The following is an 18,741-nucleotide window of genomic DNA, read 5'->3' as shown; positions in this document are numbered from 1 at the left end:
GCGCGACAATTTGCCAGGAGAAAGCATGAAAAACGACGTTTGTTTTGTTAGCCACAACCGACAAAACCGACTGCCAATCGGCAGCCAACTGCCGTTATTTCTCCTGTTGCTAAACCGATCGTTTCAAGCCCCTCGTTGAGGGGCTTTTTTTTGCCTTAAAAAATCATGCCCGAGAGATTTCGGGGCGCAGCCAGAGGTAACCGTTTGAATCACCCTGCGCTTAGTCAGTTAAGTGACGGGGGAAAAGCGAGAAGCCAACACCGCTGCGGTTCGAAAGATGACGGGCATTCCCGCGCCACGGGCATGTGTCGAGAAGGAGTGAAAAATGGCCAATCCGCTGTATCACAAAAATATCATCTCTATTAACGATCTCAGCCGCGAGGATCTGGAGCTGGTGCTACGCACCGCCGCCAGCCTGAAATCCAATCCACAGCCTGAGCTGCTAAAGCACAAGGTCATTGCCAGCTGCTTCTTTGAAGCGTCAACCCGTACCCGCTTGTCGTTTGAAACCGCGATGCACCGCCTGGGGGCCTCGGTGGTTGGCTTTGCCGACGGCAGCAACACCTCACTCGGCAAGAAAGGCGAAACCCTGGCGGACACTATCTCGGTCATTGGCACCTACGTCGACGCCATCGTAATGCGCCACCCACAGGAAGGCGCTGCACGGCTGGCAACCGAATTCTCCGGCGGGATCCCGGTGCTCAACGCCGGTGACGGAGCCAACCAGCATCCGACGCAAACGCTGCTGGACCTGTTCACCATTCAGGAAACGCAGGGCCGCCTGAACAACATCAATATCGCTATGGTGGGTGACCTGAAATACGGACGTACCGTGCATTCACTGGCACAGGCGCTGGCTAAATTTGAAGGCAACCGCTTCTTCTTCATCGCCCCGGACGCGCTGGCCATGCCGACCTACATCCTGAAAATGCTGGAAGAAAAAGGCATCCAATACAGCCTGCACAGCAGTATCGAGGAAGTGGTGCCTGAACTGGATATTCTCTACATGACCCGGGTACAGAAAGAGCGCCTGGACCCTTCAGAATACGCTAACGTGAAAGCGCAGTTCGTCCTGCGTGCAGCGGATCTGACAGACGCACGTACCCATCTCAAAGTCTTGCACCCGCTGCCGCGCATTGACGAGATCACTACCGACGTGGATAAAACACCCTACGCCTACTACTTCCAGCAGGCAGGCAACGGTATTTACGCACGTCAGGCACTGTTGGCGCTGGTATTAAACGCAGATTTGGCTCTTTAAGGGGGAACCGTCATGACTCACGATAACAAACTGCAGGTTGAAGCAATCAAATGCGGTACGGTGATTGACCATATTCCGGCACAGATAGGGTTTAAGCTGCTGACGCTGTTTAAACTGACTGCCACCGATCAGCGCATCACTATCGGCCTGAACCTGCCGTCCAATGAGCTGGGCCGCAAAGATCTGATTAAAATCGAGAACACGTTCCTGACGGAGCAACAAGCCAACCAATTGGCGATGTACGCCCCCAAAGCGACGGTTAACCGCATCGATAATTACGAGGTGGTGCGTAAACTGACTCTCAGCCTGCCGGATCATATCGACGGCGTGCTGACCTGTCCGAACAGCAACTGCATCAGCCGCAGTGAACCGGTATCGTCCAGCTTTAGCGTGAAATCCCGCGACGGTGACGTACACCTGAAGTGCCATTACTGCGAGAAAGAGTTCGAACACCAAGTCGTATTGCAGGCAGACTAAATCTGCGGTTTTCGCCGGGAGACGGCGCTGTTATTCTCCCGGCGACGCCCTATAATGGGGTTTCTGGATAGAACAACCCACGTTGCTACCCAATGGATTTTAAGCCGTAGCCAACAACGCTACGGTTTGAAAGACGAAGGGTAAATTAGGAGAAAAAATGTCACGTAACATCAGCACTGAACTCGCCCCGGCAGCCATTGGTCCTTACGTGCAGGGCGTTGATCTGGGCAGCATGATCATCACTTCCGGTCAGATCCCTGTCGATCCTAAAACCGGTGCCGTTGCCGACGACGTGACCGCTCAGGCACGCCAGTCACTGGAAAACGTTAAAGCGATCGTTGAAGCCGCAGGCCTGAAAGTCGCCGATATCGTGAAAACCACGGTATTCGTGAAAGATCTGAACGATTTCGCCACCGTTAACGCCGCGTACGAAAGCTTCTTCACCGAACATAACGCGCCTTTCCCAGCACGTTCTTGCGTCGAAGTTGCTCGTCTGCCAAAAGACGTGAAAATCGAAATCGAAGCCATCGCCGTTCGTCGTTAATTCTACGGCAACGCGCCCAACGGTCAGCCATCGGCTGGCCGTTTTTATTTTTCCACTTGCAGCATGCCCCTCTTCTGACGCGCCACTAACGATCACTCTGGCTCTCGCTCACTGCAGTTTCGCCCCGTTTTAAGGCACCCCTCGCTTTGATTGCACCTAGAGAGTGCTCCTTCTCGTCCCAATCCTGTGTTTTCGCGCCATTTTCGCCCCTTTCTCACCTTGGCACATTTTATGCTGGATCCGTTTACAGCCTGTAATGTCGACGAGGTGATGATGCTAAATATCGATCTGTCCGCTTCACCGTTTTTTGATGAGATGCTTCTGGCTGAGGGTAAACACCGGGGTCACTACGAAGCTTACTGGCACTGGCTGCAAGAGGCCGACCAAAAGGCCATTCAACGCAAAAGAGAAGAAGCTGCACTGCTGTTTCACCGAGTGGGGATTACCTTTAATGTCTATGGTGATGACGATGGTGCCGAACGCCTGATCCCGTTTGATAGCGTGCCACGCATCATTCCCGCCAGCGAATGGGCGATGCTCGATCGCGGCATTCGCCAACGTGTTCAGGCGCTAAACGCCTTTCTTCACGACATTTACCATCAACAACATATTCTGAAGGCCGGGATCATTCCGGCAGAACAGGTGCTGGCGAACGATCAATATCAGCCTTGTATGCAAGGGGTCGATCTGCACCGCAATATTTACGCGCACATCGTTGGCGTGGACATGGTGCGTAACGGTGACGGCCAATATTACGTGCTGGAAGATAACCTGCGCACGCCCTCCGGCGTTTCCTACATGCTGGAAAACCGCAAGATGATGATGCGCCTGTACCCTGAACTGTTTGCCCAACAACGCATTGCACCGGTGGAACGCTATCCGTCGCACCTGCTGCAAACCCTGCGCGAAAGCTCGCCGATTAACGATCCCACGGTCGTGGTACTGACTCCGGGCCGCTTTAACAGCGCCTATTTCGAGCACAGTTTCCTGGCGCAGCAGATGGGGGTTGAGCTGGTGGAAAGCGCCGACCTGTTCGTCAAGGACGGCGCCGTGTTTATGCGCACCACCGCCGGGCCTTGCAAGGTGGATGTGATTTACCGCCGGGTGGACGACGCGTTCCTCGATCCGCTGGCGTTCCGCCCCGACTCGATGCTCGGCGTTCCGGGGCTGCTGTCAGTTTACCGCACCGGCAATGTGGTACTGGCAAACGCCATTGGCACCGGCGTGGCCGACGACAAGTCGATCTATCCGTATGTGCCGGACATGGTGCGTTTCTATCTGCAAGAAGAGCCGATCCTCAACAACGTCCCCACCTGGCAATGTCGTCACAAGAATGAACTGTCCTATGTGTTGGCCAATCTGGATCAGATGGTGGTGAAAGAGGTCCACGGTGCCGGTGGTTACGGCATGCTGATCGGCCCGGCGGCGACCAAAGACGAAATCGCCCATTTCCGCACCTTGCTGTTAGCCAAACCCCATAACTACATTGCGCAAAATACCCTGGCGCTGTCGACCTGCCCGACTTTCGTCAACGAAGGCTTGGCCCCGCGGCATATCGATCTGCGGCCGTTTGCCCTCAGCGGGGCTGAAATTCGGCTGGTGCCCGGCGGGCTGACGCGTGTGGCGCTGGCGCAAGGTTCGCTGGTGGTCAACTCGTCGCAAGGCGGGGGAACCAAGGACACCTGGGTGTTGGAGGACGACATATGCTGAGCCGAACTGCCAGTGAACTCTATTGGATGGCCCGCTATCTGGAGCGGGCAGAAAGCATTGCCCGGGTACTTGATGTGACCAACAAGCTGTCGATGATGCCAATCCGCGACAGCGAAGATCAGGATTTGCAGGTGCCACTCAATTTGACCAGCACCGGGCAACTGTATGCCGCCGCCTATCCCGATCTAACCATGGCCAACCTGGTGAGTTTTTTCGCACTCGACAGCCGCAATCACAGCAGCATTTACAGCTGCCTGCAAATGGGGTGGAACAATGCCCATGCGGTGCGTGGCAGCCTGTCCTCCGAGGTGTGGGAGTGCATTAATGCCACCTGGATCGAGATGAAGCTAATCCGCCGCCAAGGCATAGGTTCGGTAGGCGCAGATGCCTTTTTCGACTGGGTAAAAGAGCGTTCACACCTGTTTCGCGGTGCCATGTTTGGCACCTTGTTACGCAGTGACGCCATGTGCTTTATCCGCCTCGGTACCCTGTTGGAGCGGGCCGACGGCACCGCACGCCTGCTGGGAGTCAAGAATAGCTTGATGGACAGCGACGGCGACCCGGTACGCGAGTATTACCGCATGGACACGTTGCTGCGGGCCGTGAGCGCGCGCGAAGCCTATCACAGCATCTACAAACAGCAGCTCAGCCGGGACACCATTGCCGAACTGATGATCCTGCGTAATGAAATCCCACGCTCCCTGCTGGCCTGCGTCGGCGACATGGTGCAGCAGTTGGAGCAAATTGGCGGTAACCGTTCAAATCAACCACGCCGACTGGCGCACACGCTGCACGCCGAGCTGCGATTCAGCAGCATGAAAGACCTGAACAAGGTGGGGCTAACCAACTGGTTAGACGCGTTTCTCGGGCAGATTAGCGGTATCGCGGAGAGCGTCCATCACACTTATCTGGAGGCACAATGAAACTGAACATTGAGCACAACACCCATTATACCTACGCCCAGCAGGTACAGCGTAGCACCCAGTATCTGCGCCTGACGCCACAGGACTCAGAGCATCAACGCATCATCTCCTGGCAACTGACGCTGCCGGAAGAGGCGGTATGCACCACCGACGCCTTCGGCAACGTGTTGCATGTACTGACGCTGGATCACCCACACCAGGCGATTACCATTCAGGCCCATGGCGTCGTGGAGATTGAAGATAGTGCAGAGGATCAGGTCACGGGGCATCTGTCACCGCTGGTTTTTCTGCGTCACAGCCCGTTGACCCAGCCCGACAGCGCGATACAGGCCTTTGCCCTGCGCTATCATCAACCACAGGCGGTGCTGGACGGGCTGGAAAACCTGATGGGCGAACTGTTGCTAAAAATGCCTTACAGCCCAGGCTCCACCAGCGTCACCGACAGCGCCGCCCAGGCATTCGCGACCGGTACCGGCGTTTGCCAGGATCATACCCATGTGTTTCTGGCCTGCTGCCGCAGCCTGAACATTCCGGCGCGCTACGTCAGCGGCTATCTCTACAGCGAAGACTCCACCCATGTCGCCACCCACGCCTGGGCAGAAGCCTGGATCGATGAACGCTGGCACAGCTTTGACGTCACTAACAATACCCGCTTGCCGAATCAGCACCTTAAGCTGGCCGTGGGCATCGACTATCTGGACGCCTGCCCGGTACGCGGCATGCGGTTGGGGGGAGGGTGTGAAAATATGCAAACCATGGCCGAAGTGCAGATGATGCCAACCGGGCAATAGCCTCTTGCCGAAAGCGAAGGTTTACGGCACGCTGGCGTTTGGCGGCGTGCCAGTACTGTTTTGAGGGATTTGGTATGACCTATTGTGTGGCCATGCGCTTGTCATCCGGGCTGGTCTTTGCTTCCGATTCACGCACCAATGCCGGAGTGGACCATATTTCCACCTTCCGCAAACTGCACGTGTTCCAACAAGACGGTGACCGCATGCTGGTGCTGCAAAGCGCCGGTAACCTGGCAACCACACAAAGTATCATTAGCCTGCTGCAGCGCCGCTGCAAGGACACCGAACGTCTCAACCTGTTGAATGCACCCAGTATGTACGAAGCCGCCACGCTGGTGGGCGAAACGGTGCGTGAAGTGATCCAGCGCGACAGCGAAGCACAGCAAAGTGGCAGCACCACTGACTTCAGTTGTAGCCTGTTGCTTGGCGGCCAGATCACGGGCGAAGAGATGCGGTTATTCCATATCTACCCGCAGGGTAATTTTATCGAAGCCACCCGCGATACGCCTTATTTCCAAATTGGCGAAAGTAAGTACGGCAAACCGATTATTGATCGGGTGCTGAATTACGACACGCCATTGGAGCAAGCAATGCAGTGCGCGTTGATTTCGCTCGACTCTACGCTGCGCAGCAACCTGTCGGTCGGCCTGCCGCTCGACGTGATGATCTACCCACGCGACAGCTTTAGCAGTGCGCAGCAGTACCGCATCACCGAAGATCACCCGCATTTTAGCGCCATCCGTAAAGGCTGGGGCGAAGGGTTAGTCAGCATTTTCAAACAGTTGCCACCGTTGCAACTGTAGGCTTTTGAGGGCTCAGCATGCTGAGCCCCTACACATGCTGAGCCCCTACGCCCGCTGACTTATCTCACTCGACGGCGCTGGCGCGCAATAGCGTTTCCAGCGGATATACCGCCGCAATCACCACTTCATCCCGTATCTGCGCCGCTGCGTCCAGTTGCTGCTGTATCTGCGCCGCTTCTGCCTTACTCAGCGGCTTGTCCTGTTGATAGCGCTCCAACAGCATCAGCCCCAGCGCGGATAGCGCGCCGACATCCTGCGCAACGGGCGCCAGATCCTGCATCACCCGGTTACCGGCAATCACCGTTTTTACCGGTGCAGTATTGAGCTGCCAGCGTTGTAGGCGCTCACGCAATGCCTGCGCTGACGCACGGTCGTTGCGATCCTTCACCAAAGCGGCAACCTGCTGGCCCATTTCACGTACCACGTTACTTTCCGGGGGTAAGGCATCGGCAAAGCGGTTCAACGGTTCGAACTGATGGTAATTGCCGGCCTTGAATTTGAGATGCTGACGGGTGTAGTACTGGCCCGGCTCCACGGCTTCGGCCAGGGTTTGCAGCGGTGCAATCTCTACGCTATTTGCGAGCCGGGTAAATTCGCGCGCGGTCTCAGCATGCTGTTGCAGCCCCACCGACACCACCGACCAGGCATCAACCGCCGCCAAGCGCCGATACATGTTGTTTTCATCGGTCACATCCTGCGCCGACCACAAACGCTCCGCTACCGCAAACCCACGTGGCCACAGCTTGAGATCAAGGATGGGCGCTCTGATATTTTCCGCCCACAGCGCCGCTTCACCGCCGAGAATATTGGCCTGCTGCTTCACCCCCGGCACTACCGGCATCTTGCCTGCCGGGATAGCCGCCAGCTTGCTGCCGCTCGTCGGGTAACGTACGTTGCCGACCAACGTATACCCGCTGAGTTTGTCTTGATCTAGCCTGAACACCGGACGCGTATCCCCCATCCAGGTATCGAGACGGAAACTCACCTGTTTTGGGGAACGCCAGACAATATCGTGCAACGCACGGCGCGACTTGCCGTTGAAGTCAATAAAACCGCGCCAGCCCTGTTTCCCTTCAATCAGAGTAAAACTGCCCTCCACTGCGCTGCCCTTCAGGCGTGGCATGCTGAACTGCCAGCTCTGCGCCTTCTCATCAGGCTGTACCTCGGTAGCGACGCCCAGTGGTTGAGGCAGGATCTCATTGCGATAGTGATATGCCGTGCTCTGCGGTTGATCGAGGTAGAAGCCGGTGGACAGGATGCCTTGATAACCGTCCTGCGCACTGGCGCCGAGCGAGTCTGGCCCCTGCCAAGACTGGATAACGATGGTGCGCGGCAGAGACGGATGATAAATCTCATCCCAGCCGACCATCTGCCGCTGGTGCTGTTCAAGGATTTTTTCCAGCCTCTGGTTGAAGTAGGCCTGCAACGCATGGGCGTCTGCCAGCTGATGCTGTTGCATAAAGGCCTGAATGGTTTTTGATGCTTTCCACTGGCTGGCATCGACCTCGTCACCGCCAATATGCAGGTAGGGATCGGGGAAGATCGCCGCCAGCTCACCAATGATCGCGTCAACAAATTGATAAACTTCATCGCGTGTCGGATCCAGGGTGGGCTTATGTACGCCCCACTTGCGCTCCATTTGATACGGCCCCGGTGCGCTCATCAATTCCGGGTAGGCCACGGCGATGCTGGAAGCATGGCCTGGCAGATCGATTTCCGGCACGACGCGGATGCCGCGAGCGGTGGCGTAGGCCACCACCTGTTGCATCTGCTCGCGGGTATAGAACTGACCATCGCTGGCCTGCTGTTGCAATTTAGGGTAATGCTCGGAGGCAAAACGCCAACCCTGATCGTCGGTCAGGTGCCAGTGAAATACGTTGAGCTTGGCTGCTGCCATGCCGTCAAGCTGGCGCAGAATATCCGCCACCGGCAGGAAATGACGTGCGGAATCTAACAGCACACCACGCCACGGGAAGCGCGGCACGTCGGTAATGCTCACCCACGGCAGGAAAGTGTTCTGCCCATCGGTCTGCACCAACTGGAGCAGGGTTTCCATACCCCGTAGCGCCCCAAAACGTGTATTTGCCGTCAGCGTAACGCCGTCCGGCTTCACCACAAGTTTATAGCTCTCGTCACTGCCCGGCAGCGGCTGCATCGCCACCTTATCTTTGATATCGACCTGAATGACCACACCCGCGTCTGTTGCTGCCTGCGGTGCCAACGTCCAGCCGGTTTGCAGTTCAATACGCTGCCGCCAGCGCTGCGGTGCATCGGCCAAATCGTCGCCCTGTACCTTGATCGATAAGCGGTGATCCAGCACCAGCTTGCCCGCTGGCTGGGTCAGGTCAACCTGTTGCGGCCAGGGCATCAGCGGCAGATCGCCGGCCGGCTGCGCCAGTGCGCCCAGAGACAACAATAACGATGAAGCCAGTAGCGTATAACGCAAAGTTCTGTGCATCAGAAATTCCTCAGAGGAAAAAATATCAATAAAAACAGCAAACGATAATGAAGCTGTAAATAAAGACTGAGCACCGTGCAGATGTCCAACCCTGAGGCTGAAAAGCCGGGTTGGATCACAGATGCCCCTCCTACGGACGTAAGAGGGGCGCGGGTATTATTGCCAGCCGTAGCGGCGCACAAACCAGCCTTTTACGCACTGGGTCAGCACCATGTAACCGGCCAGGATCAGCACCAACCACGGGAAATAACCGAGTGGCAGCGCCTGCAATTGCAGGAAACCGGCCAACGGCGAGAACGTCAACCCAATGCCGGTCGTGATCACGACCAGAGTCATGATACACAGCGGCCACGAAGGACGACTCTGAATAAACGGAATTTTGCGGGTGCGGATCATGTGCACAATCAGCGTTTGCGACAGCAGGCCCTCAACAAACCAACCTGACTGGAACAGCGTCTGCATTTCTGGCGTATTCGCCTTAAACACCCACCACATCAGGCTGAAGGTCAGCACGTCGAAGATCGAACTGATCGGCCCGAAAAACACCATAAAGCGCCCAATATCGCCAGAGTTCCAACGCTGTGGCTGCGTTATCTGATCGTCATCCACGTTATCAAAGGGAATCGCAATCTGCGAAATATCATACATTAGGTTCTGAATCAGCAGGTGCAGCGGCAACATCGGCAGGAACGGCAGGAAAGCGCTGGCGATCAGTACGCTGAACACATTCCCGAAGTTGGAGCTGGCGGTCATCTTGATGTACTTGAGCATGTTGGCAAAGGTACGCCGCCCCTCGATCACCCCCTGCTCCAGCACCATCAGGCTTTTTTCCAGCAGAATGATATCCGCCGCTTCCTTGGCAATATCCACCGCGGAATCAACCGAAATACCAATATCCGCCGCACGCAGCGCGGGCGCATCATTGATGCCGTCCCCCATAAAGCCGACCACATGGCCCTGCTGGCGCAGCAGCTTGACGATACGCTCCTTGTGCAGCGGCGTCAGCTTGGCGAACACCGTGGTGCGTGCCGCCGCTTGTGCCAGCTGCTCGTCGTCCATTTGTTCGATTTCACTGCCGCGCAGCACATGATCCGCCGCCAGCCCGACGTCTTTACACACTTTCGCCGCCACCAGCTCATTGTCACCCGTGAGAATTTTCACCGTGACACCGCTGTTTTTCAACGCCGCCAGTGCCGGCGCCGTGCTCTCTTTCGGTGGATCGAGGAAGGCCACATACCCTTCGAGGATCAAATCGGATTCATCGGCCACACTATATTCATGAGCCTGCGCCGGCAGGATTTTGTTCGCCACCGCCACCACCCGCAGCCCTTGCTGGTTAAGATCGTCGGTGATACGCCGAATCCGAGCCAGCAGCGCTTCAGTAAGCGGGATGACCTCATTTTCCTGCCGCACATGGCTGCAAATCGCCAGCATCTCTTCCAGCGCACCCTTGCAGACAAGCTCGTGATATTGCGCGTCTTTGGCGACCACCACCGACATGCGGCGGCGCTCAAAATCAAACGGGATCTCATCGACCTTGCGATAATGCTGCAGCACATCCGGCTGTTCATTTTGCTCTGCGCAGCTCAGCACCGCCACATCCAGCAGGTTTTTCAATCCTGTCTGGTAGAAGCTGTTCAGCCAGGCATAATGCAGCACCCGGTCACTGGCGACACCGAAGACGTCAGTGTGGCGTTCCAGCACGATTTTATCCTGGGTCAGGGTGCCGGTTTTATCAGTGCACAGAATGTCCATGGCGCCAAAGTTTTGAATGGCATCCAGACGTTTGACGATCACCTTCTGTTTGGACAGCTTCACAGCCCCTTTGGCCAATGTCGACGTGACGATCATCGGCAGCATTTCCGGAGTTAGCCCCACCGCAACCGACAGCGCAAACAGCGCGGCCTCCCACCAGTCGCCCTTGGTGTAGCCGTTGATCAACAACACGATCGGCGTCATCACCAACATAAAACGGATCAACAGCCAGCTGACCTTGCTAATGCCGCTCTGGAAGGCGTTCGGTTGTTCATCCTGGTTGATTACGCGCTGCGCCAACTGGCCAAAATAGGTGTCTCCACCGGTGCCGATCACCATCGCAAGCGCCGTGCCACTCACCACGTTGGTCCCCATAAAGCACAGGTTTTGGCATTCCAGCGGATCTTCCGCCTGGCCGCGCAGCTCGGCGATCTTTTCTACCGGCAGGGACTCACCGGTCAGCGCGGCCTGGCTGATGAACAGATCCTTCGCGGACAGCACGCGGAGATCTGCCGGGATCATGTCGCCCGCCGCCAATTTAATGATATCGCCCGGTACCAGCTGAGATATTGGCAGTTCAATATGCTCGCTTTTGCCCGTCAGCGCGTCACTGCGGATCACTGTCGCGGTGTTGCTGACCATGGCTTTCAGCGCATCCGCCGCCTTGTTGGATCGCGCTTCCTGAATGAAATTCAGTAACGTTGAGATCACCACCATCAGGGCGATCACCAGCGCGCCGGTCAGATCTTCCGTCGCATAAGAGATCATGCCCAGCGCGGTCAGCAACAAATTGAACGGATTGCGGTAGCAGTGCCACAGGTGTTGCCACCAGGCCTCTTGCTGCTGATCGTCGATAATGTTTTCACCGCAGCGCTGGCGCACCACATCCGCCTCATGGGCGGTCATCCCTTCCGGGTGGCTATGGAAGCGCAAATAGAGCTGGGTTGTGTCGGCAACAGCACAGTCTAAACGTTGCTGCGCCAGGCCGGCGGGCAGCCCCTGTGCTTTGCCGCCAAGGCCATCCAACAGGCTGTCACGGTGCACCAAACGGCGCGGTAAATTGCGGCTGAGCAGGCCCAGCAGCCGACGGGGGATATTTTTCAGTTTCATTTTTTCGCACCTCGTCGCCCATTGCCTCACGGCAGCGGGTGAACGCAGGATCTTTCCCCTGCCGGGCTTTCGGACACGCCAAAAAGCCTCTGCCGGGGCAGATTCTTGTATTTTTAAAAGCAGCAGGAGCGAACGACGGACGTGCGCTACCGGTTACCGTTTACTTCACCGGTAAAACAGCAGCGCAGAGCGGGCAGGTTTTACCGGATCACCGAGTGAGTGTCTAAGGCTGTCGGATCGGGATCCATACGGGTGATAACCTCCGGTAAATGAAAAGATCGAACGACAAGAGCGGCCGTTCAGCGCAGTACACAAATCCCCTTATTGCGCCAAGATCCGTTGCGGAAAATAGGCTATGCTGACGGGCATTCAGCGTACGCCGTCAATTTACGCCTTTTAACCTAAACGACAAGTAAACCATGCAAAACCGGCTGACCATCAAGGACATCGCACGCCTGAGCGGCGTAGGAAAATCCACCGTATCACGGGTGTTGAACAACGAAGGCAGCGTAAGCCCGCAGACCCGCGAACGGGTAGAAGCGGTGATCCGTCAGCAGGGGTTTACGCCGTCCAAGTCGGCACGTGCGATGCGCGGCCAAAGCGACAAAGTGGTGGGGATTATCGTTTCCCGACTCGACTCGCCGTCGGAAAACCAGGCGGTGCGCACCATGTTGCCGCTGCTGTATCAACAGGGCTTTGACCCCATCGTTATGGAAAGCCAGTTTGAAACCCGGTTGGTGAAAGAGCATCTGCACGTCCTGCAACAGCGCAACGTCGACGGGGTGATCCTGTTTGGCTTCACTGGCCTGACCGCGGCGATGCTCAGCCCGTGGCAAGACAAGATGGTCGTGCTGGCGCGTGAATACGAAGGTTTTTCTTCCGTTTGCTATGACGATGACGGTGCCGTACGGCTGTTGATGGAACGCCTGCAACAACAAGGCCACCGGCATATCAGCTACCTGGGGGTGCAACTGTCGGACGCCACCACCGGCCTGCGTCGCCACCAGGCTTATCTGGACGCTTGCCAACAACAACAGATAACCCCAAGCGTCGCCTTGGGCGAGCTGAGCTATCAGAGTGGTTTCCAACTGGCGGCTTCTGCCATCGACTCCCAGACCACGGCACTGGTGTGCGCCTCGGACACCATCGCCCTCGGTGCCATCAAATACCTGCAACAACAGCATATTGCCCCACTGCAGGTATGCGGCATCGGTAACACCCCGCTGCTTAACTTCCTGTTCCCCGAGACATTTTCTGTTGACCTCGGCTACGGCAGCGCCGGGCTGCAGGCAGCCCAACAGTTACTGGGCCAGCTCAGCGGTGAATTGGGTATCCGCCAGATCATCGTACCAAGCAAACTCGCCTGACAGCGGTTTTGCTATGGTTGTTAGATAGTGTGATACCGCCCCTCAAGGCCGGCCTTCATAGCCATCCCAGTAAGTAGCCACGGCGGAATCCAGCAGGATCTGCTGTCGCTTCTGCGGGTTGTCTACTGAATACTTACGATTGATAAAGATACTTTTATTGCCTGTTTCACCGATGAATTCAGGGCTGCGGAAATAGGCTTCCCTCTGCTCCGCCTGCTGGCGCGTCAATCCCTTGGCCCGATCGGTTTTCCCCATCTGATAGAACTGATCAAAGAACGGGATAGACGCTTTTATCGAATCAGGAATTTGGGTGCGCATTTCAGGGGAAAAATCCTCCCGCGCCAACTGATAAATCGCATGCCGGGCATGGCGCTCCGGGCTGCTTTTTTGGCTGGTACAGGCGCTCAGGAACAGGGCGGTGAACAAAATAAGGGTACGGGGTACTGTCAGTATCATCATTCTTCCTTGAGAAAAGTGCGTGGTCGCGGCATGAATGCCACCCAAACAAACCAACCTGTTGATTGTTAAGGCTGATAGTATAGCCAGCATTTCGTGTATTCAAAATAATGCCCCTGAATATTTCGGCCAGCGCTCACATTCCCCTGCCGTAAAAATGGTCATTTTTTTATCGTTTTGTGATCCTCACCCCAAACCGGGAACGTTCCCATTCCATAAGAAAAGCGGAATGACTAAGCTTTGATCATGATTCGGACAACACCTCTGCGGCAGTCTCATACCAAGAAAGGTATCTAATAATGGGCAAAGTAAAACAGCAGGATATCGATCGCCTGATTGTGCTGGTGGGCGGACGCGAGAATATCGCCACCGTCAGCCACTGCATTACCAGGCTGCGTTTCGTTCTTAATGATCCCAGCCAAGCAAAACCAAAAGAAATCGAAGAGCTGCCGATGGTCAAAGGCTGCTTCACCAATGCCGGGCAGTTCCAGGTAGTGATTGGCCCGGAGGTCGGTGACTATTATCAGGCTTTGATCGCCACCACTGGCGTTAATGAAGCCGATAAAGAACAGGCCAAAGTGGCAGCACGCCAGAATATGACCTGGAGCGAACGTGCCATCTCCCACTTCGCCGAAATCTTCTTCCCACTGCTACCCGCGCTGATCAGCGGCGGTTTGATCCTCGGCTTCCGCAACGTGATCGGCGACATCCCGATGTCAGGCGGCCAAACGCTGGCGCAAATGCACCCGGCGTGGAAAACCATCTACGACTTCCTGTGGCTGCTCGGCGAAGCCATCTTCATGTTCCTGCCGGTCGCCATCTGTTGGTCAACGGTGAAAAAAATGGGCGGCACGCCGGTGCTTGGCATCGTGCTGGGCGTCACCTTGGTGTCCCCGCAGTTGATGAACTCCTATCAGCTCGGCCAGCAGATTCCAGAAGTGTGGAACTTCGGCTGGTTCACCATTCAAAAAGTCGGCTACCAGGCACAGGTTATCCCTTCGATGCTGGCCGGTATGGCGCTGGGCTGGATTGAAACCCGCTTGAAAAAGATCGTGCCGGATTACCTGTATCTGGTGGTGGTGCCGGTGGTTTCACTGCTGCTGGCGGTGTTCCTGGCGCACGCCTTTATCGGCCCGTTCGGCCGCATGATTGGCGACGGCGTAGCCTGGGCGGTGAAAGCCGTAATGACCGGCAGCTTCGCGCCGATTGGTGCCGCGCTGTTTGGTTTCCTGTATGCGCCACTGGTGATTACCGGTGTGCATCAGACCACGCTGGCCATCGATATGCAGATGATTCAAAGCATGGGCGGCACCCCAGTGTGGCCACTGATTGCGCTGTCTAACATTGCGCAAGCCTCAGCGGTGCTGGGTATTATCATTGTCAGCCGTAAAGCCAACGAGCGTGAAATATCGGTACCGGCGGCAATTTCTGCCTACCTCGGCGTCACCGAGCCGGCCATGTACGGTATCAACCTGAAATACCGCTTCCCCATGCTGTGCGCGATGATCGGCTCCGCCTTCGCCGGTTTAATCTGTGGTCTGGACGGCGTGATGGCCAACGGTATCGGCGTCGGCGGTTTGCCGGGCATCCTGTCGATCAAACCGCAGTTCTGGATGATTTACACGGTGGCGATCCTGGTGGCGGTCATTATCCCGCTGGTACTGACCATCATGGTTTACAAACGCAAAGCCAGCCGCGGTGAGCTGCCGGTTTAACTCACGCGATATGAATGTAGGGGCCCGGCATGCCGGGCCTGTTGTCACGATTCAAAGGTATGACTATGAGCAATCCAATCCCCTGGTGGCAAAACGGCGTCATCTACCAAATCTATCCAAAGAGTTTTCAGGACAGCACCGGCAATGGCTACGGCGATCTGGCCGGAGTGACCCAGAGGCTGGACTACCTGCAGGAACTAGGTATCGACGCTATCTGGCTGACGCCGGTGTATGTCTCACCGCAGGTGGATAACGGGTATGACGTGGCGGACTACTGCGCCATCGACCCGGCCTACGGCACGATGGAGGATTTCGACCGACTGATCGCTGCCGCCCACCAGCGCAGCATCCGCATCGTGATGGACATGGTGTTCAACCATACCTCGACCGAACACCCTTGGTTCAAAGCCTCACAGGATCCTAACAGCCCGTTCCGTCAGTTCTACGTTTGGCGCGACGGCGAAGGCGACACGCCGCCAAACAACTGGCGTTCCAAGTTCGGCGGCAACGCCTGGCAATGGCACGCCGACAGTGGCCAGTATTATCTGCACCTGTTCGCGACCGAGCAGGCAGATCTTAACTGGGAGCACCCGCCGGTACGCGAAGAACTGAAGAAAGTGTGTCAATTCTGGGCCGATAAGGGCGTCGATGGTCTTCGCCTCGATGTGATCAACCTGGTCTCCAAGCAGCAAGATTTCCCCTCCGATAACCAGGGTGACGGCCGCCGTTTCTATACCGACGGGCCGCGCATTCATGAGTTTCTGCAGGAGATGAGCCATGACGTATTCCAGCCACGCGGCTTGATGACCGTGGGTGAGATGTCGTCCACCACATTGGAACATTGCCAACAGTATGCGGCGAAAAGTGGTGAAGAGCTGTCGATGACCTTCAATTTTCACCACCTGAAAGTGGACTACGCCGGTGGCGAAAAATGGACGCTGGCAGCACCTGATTACGTTGAACTCAAACAGATTTTCCGCCACTGGCAACAGGGTATGCATAACCAGGCCTGGAACGCGCTGTTCTGGTGTAACCATGACCAACCGCGCATCGTTTCCCGTTTCGGTGATGAAGGCGAACTGCGGGTACCGGCCGCCAAAATGCTGGCAATGGTGCTGCATGGCATGCAAGGCACGCCTTACATCTACCAGGGCGAAGAGATCGGCATGACCAACCCGGGCTTTAGCGCCATCGGGCAGTATCGCGATGTGGAAAGCCTGAACATGTACGCCGAACTCAGCGCACAGGGCAACAGTGACGCCGAGCTACTGGCGATATTGGCCAGTAAATCACGCGATAACGGCCGCACTCCCATGCAGTGGAGCGCCGCACCGAACGCCGGCTTTACTCAAGGCACACCGTGGATTAGCTGTGCGGAGAACTACCCGCAGATCAACACCGAAGCCGCACTGGCCGATCTGGACTCGGTGTTTTACGCCTACCGTCAGCTGATTACCCTGCGCAAACAGTACCCGCTGCTCACCCACGGTGACTATCAGGATCTGGCCCCGACTCACCCGGCGCTGTGGTGCTACCAACGTCGTTGGAACGGTCAACGCCTGCTGGTGGTGGCTAACCTCAGCCGCGAACCGCTGGCCTGGCAAGCGGAAGGCATGGAGCCATCAGCGTTGTGGCGCCCACTGATGAGCAACTACGCCGATGCGCCATCGCAGCCGCAAGCCGCGACCTTACGGCCATTCGAAGCCGTATGGTGGATATTAGAAGACTAATGCTGTCGGGGCGTAGCCTGCTGCGCCCTACAGTTTTTCTACCTGCGCCACCACCCCCGCCGCCTCTTGCGCCAGGTGTTCATCGCTCATATCAAATACGCCCTGTACCAGATACGGCGGCAGATAATCCATACCGGTCAGGTTAGCCATCGCATGGAACGGACGCAGCAAATCCTCGACCGGATAGCGGTTATAGCCTTCTGCCGTATAGGCCTGCTGATTACCGCCGGTAGTCACCACCAGCTGCAAGGGTTTGCCCTGCAGTTTGGTGCCATCGGTGCCGTAAGCAAAACCGTGGGTTAATACCGCATCCTGCCACTCACTAAGAATGGCCGGTGAGCTGTACCAGTAGAAGGGGAACAGCATCACCACGGCATCATGGTTTTGCAGCAGCTCTTGCTCACGCGCCACATCGATTTGATAGTCCGGATAAGCACGCATCAGTTCGTGGACGGTGACGTTAGGCAAAGGGCGCAGTGCTTCGATCAACGCTTTGTTGATACGTGAATCATCCGGGAAACGGTGGGCGGTCAACACTAAAATACGCGACATAAGAGATCCTTGATTGATATTTGATAGCCTATTTTTCCATTTCCTTTGCCCAAGGTGTAGGCTGCTGATTGTCACTTCAATTTCAACCGAAAGTATCAACCACTATGTCGCTGCCCTATGACGTGCATCGCCTGTTGCCGGCCTTTCTCGCCGCGGCTCAGGCACAGAACTTTTCCGCCGCCGCGCGCCAGTTGGGCGTTACCCCGGCGGCGATCAGCAAAAATATCCGCGTGTTGGAAGAGAAGCTGGCACTGCGGCTGTTTCAGCGCAACACTCACAACGTGGTGCTGACCGACGAGGGCAAGGTGCTGTTGCAACAGGTGGCGCCGCTGTGGCAAGCGCTGTCCGCCACGCTGGAAACGGCCGGTAGCGCGCAGCAGACGCCTTCCGGCACGGTGCGCGTCAGCATGATCCCCGGTTTCGGCCGCCAAATGCTGATGCCCTTGATCCCCCAGTTTCTCGATCGCTATCCGCAGATCGATCTCGATCTTTCACTGGATGCGCGAGTGGTCAATCTGGTGGGCGAAGGTTTTGACGTGGGTATCGGCAGCCGGGTCGATCCCGACAGCCGACTGGTAGCGCGCTCCCTGTACCCCATGCAGATGGTGCTGGCAGCCTCACCCGGTTATCTGGCGCAACGCGGCATGCCGATGGATCCTGACGATCTGTTGCAACATAACTGCCTGCTGCACCGCAATCCAGCGACCGGACGCAGCGCAAAATGGCCGCTGCGCCAGCACGGCGAAGCCAAAACGCTGGAGCTGCATGGTCGCTTGGTTGCCAGCCGACCCGAGATGCTGCTGGATGCAGCACTGGCCGGATTAGGTATCGCCTGTCTGGCACGCTGGTACACGCAACAGCATTTTGCGCAAGGTACCCTGCTGCCGGTGCTGGCGGACTGCTGGCCACAGCCGACCCAACTGTGGCTGTATTACGCCTCTGCCGATCTGCCGCCCCGGGTACGCGTCTGGGTTGAGTTCCTGCTTGAGCATTTCCGCCACCGCCCGGCCTGAATTTCAGGCCGTAAATTATCCTTTGTACAGCTAACGTCCGCTCTTTCCATTTCTTTGTTCCACGTCAAAAGAATCC

General features: G+C 56.6%; 15 protein-coding genes. 11 read left to right on the top strand and 4 right to left on the bottom strand.

Annotation, left to right across the window (positions count from 1 at the left end):
• The first annotated feature begins 325 nt into the window (after window positions 1-325).
• The 7 genes from pyrB (at window position 326) to AC2FCQ_RS07685 (ending at window position 6,509) form a co-directional block, all read left to right on the top strand.
• Window positions 326-1,261 carry an aspartate carbamoyltransferase gene (gene pyrB / locus AC2FCQ_RS07715; RefSeq protein ID WP_490307978.1) on the top strand — a complete coding sequence of 312 codons (936 nt, stop codon included), beginning with the start codon at window positions 326-328 and terminating at the stop codon, window positions 1,259-1,261.
• A 12-nt stretch (window positions 1,262-1,273) separates the two neighbouring features.
• The gene (gene pyrI, locus AC2FCQ_RS07710; protein ID WP_209634459.1) at window positions 1,274-1,738 is read left to right on the top strand and encodes an aspartate carbamoyltransferase regulatory subunit; all 465 of its coding nucleotides are present in this window, start codon (window positions 1,274-1,276) and stop codon (window positions 1,736-1,738) included.
• Window positions 1,739-1,895: 157 nt separating this feature from the next.
• Window positions 1,896-2,282, top strand: coding sequence for a 2-iminobutanoate/2-iminopropanoate deaminase (gene ridA / locus AC2FCQ_RS07705; protein ID WP_209634456.1), 387 nt, complete (start codon window positions 1,896-1,898; stop codon window positions 2,280-2,282).
• Between the two features lie 273 nt (window positions 2,283-2,555).
• A complete protein-coding gene (locus AC2FCQ_RS07700; RefSeq protein WP_490308037.1) occupies window positions 2,556-3,992 on the top strand; it encodes a circularly permuted type 2 ATP-grasp protein in 1,437 nt (478 codons plus the stop codon).
• On the top strand, window positions 3,986-4,915 hold the full coding sequence (locus AC2FCQ_RS07695) for an alpha-E domain-containing protein (RefSeq protein ID WP_265556217.1): 930 nt from the start codon (window positions 3,986-3,988) through the stop codon (window positions 4,913-4,915). The genes AC2FCQ_RS07700 and AC2FCQ_RS07695 overlap by 7 nt, the downstream gene beginning before the upstream one ends.
• On the top strand, window positions 4,912-5,706 hold the full coding sequence (locus tag AC2FCQ_RS07690) for a transglutaminase family protein (protein ID WP_209634444.1): 795 nt from the start codon (window positions 4,912-4,914) through the stop codon (window positions 5,704-5,706). Before AC2FCQ_RS07695 ends, AC2FCQ_RS07690 begins: the two co-directional genes overlap by 4 nt.
• Window positions 5,707-5,780: 74 nt before the next feature.
• Window positions 5,781-6,509, top strand: a complete 729-nt coding sequence (locus AC2FCQ_RS07685) for a proteasome-type protease (RefSeq protein WP_265556218.1) — start codon at window positions 5,781-5,783, stop codon at window positions 6,507-6,509.
• A gap of 64 nt (window positions 6,510-6,573) precedes the next feature.
• Here AC2FCQ_RS07685 and AC2FCQ_RS07680 read toward each other — a convergent pair whose 3' ends face one another.
• Window positions 6,574-8,967 (bottom strand): beta-N-acetylhexosaminidase, encoded by a 2,394-nt coding sequence (locus AC2FCQ_RS07680; protein ID WP_490307977.1) that lies wholly within the window; start codon window positions 8,965-8,967, stop codon window positions 6,574-6,576.
• A gap of 156 nt (window positions 8,968-9,123) precedes the next feature.
• Complete coding sequence (gene mgtA / locus AC2FCQ_RS07675; protein ID WP_490307976.1) at window positions 9,124-11,832, bottom strand: magnesium-translocating P-type ATPase; 2,709 nt, start codon at window positions 11,830-11,832, stop codon at window positions 9,124-9,126.
• Window positions 11,833-12,251: 419 nt separating this feature from the next.
• On the opposite strand from mgtA, the gene treR reads away from it, so the two are divergent.
• Window positions 12,252-13,199 (top strand): trehalose operon repressor TreR, encoded by a 948-nt coding sequence (gene treR / locus AC2FCQ_RS07670; RefSeq protein ID WP_209634433.1) that lies wholly within the window; start codon window positions 12,252-12,254, stop codon window positions 13,197-13,199.
• Between the two features lie 42 nt (window positions 13,200-13,241).
• Here treR and AC2FCQ_RS07665 read toward each other — a convergent pair whose 3' ends face one another.
• A complete protein-coding gene (locus AC2FCQ_RS07665) occupies window positions 13,242-13,655 on the bottom strand; it encodes an Exc2 family lipoprotein (protein WP_209634427.1) in 414 nt (137 codons plus the stop codon).
• 299 nt (window positions 13,656-13,954) lie between these two features.
• Here AC2FCQ_RS07665 and treB point away from each other — a divergent pair, with 299 nt between their 5' ends.
• Window positions 13,955-15,370, top strand: a complete 1,416-nt coding sequence (treB, locus tag AC2FCQ_RS07660; protein ID WP_209634426.1) for a PTS trehalose transporter subunit IIBC — start codon at window positions 13,955-13,957, stop codon at window positions 15,368-15,370.
• 65 nt (window positions 15,371-15,435) lie between these two features.
• Window positions 15,436-17,100, top strand: a complete 1,665-nt coding sequence (gene treC, locus AC2FCQ_RS07655) for an alpha,alpha-phosphotrehalase (RefSeq protein WP_490307975.1) — start codon at window positions 15,436-15,438, stop codon at window positions 17,098-17,100.
• Window positions 17,101-17,127: 27 nt separating this feature from the next.
• On the opposite strand, the gene AC2FCQ_RS07650 is transcribed toward treC, so the two are convergent.
• On the bottom strand, window positions 17,128-17,652 hold the full coding sequence (locus tag AC2FCQ_RS07650; protein WP_404760322.1) for an NAD(P)H-dependent oxidoreductase: 525 nt from the start codon (window positions 17,650-17,652) through the stop codon (window positions 17,128-17,130).
• 104 nt (window positions 17,653-17,756) lie between these two features.
• Between AC2FCQ_RS07650 and AC2FCQ_RS07645 the strand changes: the two genes are divergently transcribed.
• Window positions 17,757-18,665: a LysR family transcriptional regulator gene (locus AC2FCQ_RS07645; protein WP_490307974.1), complete on the top strand. Its 909-nt coding sequence runs from the start codon at window positions 17,757-17,759 to the stop codon at window positions 18,663-18,665.
• The last annotated feature ends 76 nt before the right edge of the window (window positions 18,666-18,741 follow it).

The organism is Serratia sp. CoH_134_PS_4 (assembly GCF_058190535.1).
Note: the sequence above shows the minus strand (reverse complement) of the source record. Positions and strands in the feature narration are given on the sequence as shown.

Excerpts from the sequence above, each read along its gene's own strand:
- pyrB (WP_490307978.1), top strand. The coding sequence starts at position 326 with ATGGCCAATCCGCTGTATCACAAAAATATCATCTCTATTAACGATCTC.
- pyrI (WP_209634459.1), top strand. The coding sequence starts at position 1,274 with ATGACTCACGATAACAAACTGCAGGTTGAAGCAATCAAATGCGGTACG.
- ridA (WP_209634456.1), top strand. The coding sequence starts at position 1,896 with ATGTCACGTAACATCAGCACTGAACTCGCCCCGGCAGCCATTGGTCCT.
- AC2FCQ_RS07700 (WP_490308037.1), top strand. The coding sequence starts at position 2,556 with ATGCTAAATATCGATCTGTCCGCTTCACCGTTTTTTGATGAGATGCTT.
- AC2FCQ_RS07695 (WP_265556217.1), top strand. The coding sequence starts at position 3,986 with ATGCTGAGCCGAACTGCCAGTGAACTCTATTGGATGGCCCGCTATCTG.
- AC2FCQ_RS07690 (WP_209634444.1), top strand. The coding sequence starts at position 4,912 with ATGAAACTGAACATTGAGCACAACACCCATTATACCTACGCCCAGCAG.
- AC2FCQ_RS07685 (WP_265556218.1), top strand. The coding sequence starts at position 5,781 with ATGACCTATTGTGTGGCCATGCGCTTGTCATCCGGGCTGGTCTTTGCT.
- AC2FCQ_RS07680 (WP_490307977.1), bottom strand. The coding sequence starts at position 8,967 with ATGCACAGAACTTTGCGTTATACGCTACTGGCTTCATCGTTATTGTTG.
- mgtA (WP_490307976.1), bottom strand. The coding sequence starts at position 11,832 with ATGAAACTGAAAAATATCCCCCGTCGGCTGCTGGGCCTGCTCAGCCGC.
- treR (WP_209634433.1), top strand. The coding sequence starts at position 12,252 with ATGCAAAACCGGCTGACCATCAAGGACATCGCACGCCTGAGCGGCGTA.
- AC2FCQ_RS07665 (WP_209634427.1), bottom strand. The coding sequence starts at position 13,655 with ATGATACTGACAGTACCCCGTACCCTTATTTTGTTCACCGCCCTGTTC.
- treB (WP_209634426.1), top strand. The coding sequence starts at position 13,955 with ATGGGCAAAGTAAAACAGCAGGATATCGATCGCCTGATTGTGCTGGTG.
- treC (WP_490307975.1), top strand. The coding sequence starts at position 15,436 with ATGAGCAATCCAATCCCCTGGTGGCAAAACGGCGTCATCTACCAAATC.
- AC2FCQ_RS07650 (WP_404760322.1), bottom strand. The coding sequence starts at position 17,652 with ATGTCGCGTATTTTAGTGTTGACCGCCCACCGTTTCCCGGATGATTCA.
- AC2FCQ_RS07645 (WP_490307974.1), top strand. The coding sequence starts at position 17,757 with ATGTCGCTGCCCTATGACGTGCATCGCCTGTTGCCGGCCTTTCTCGCC.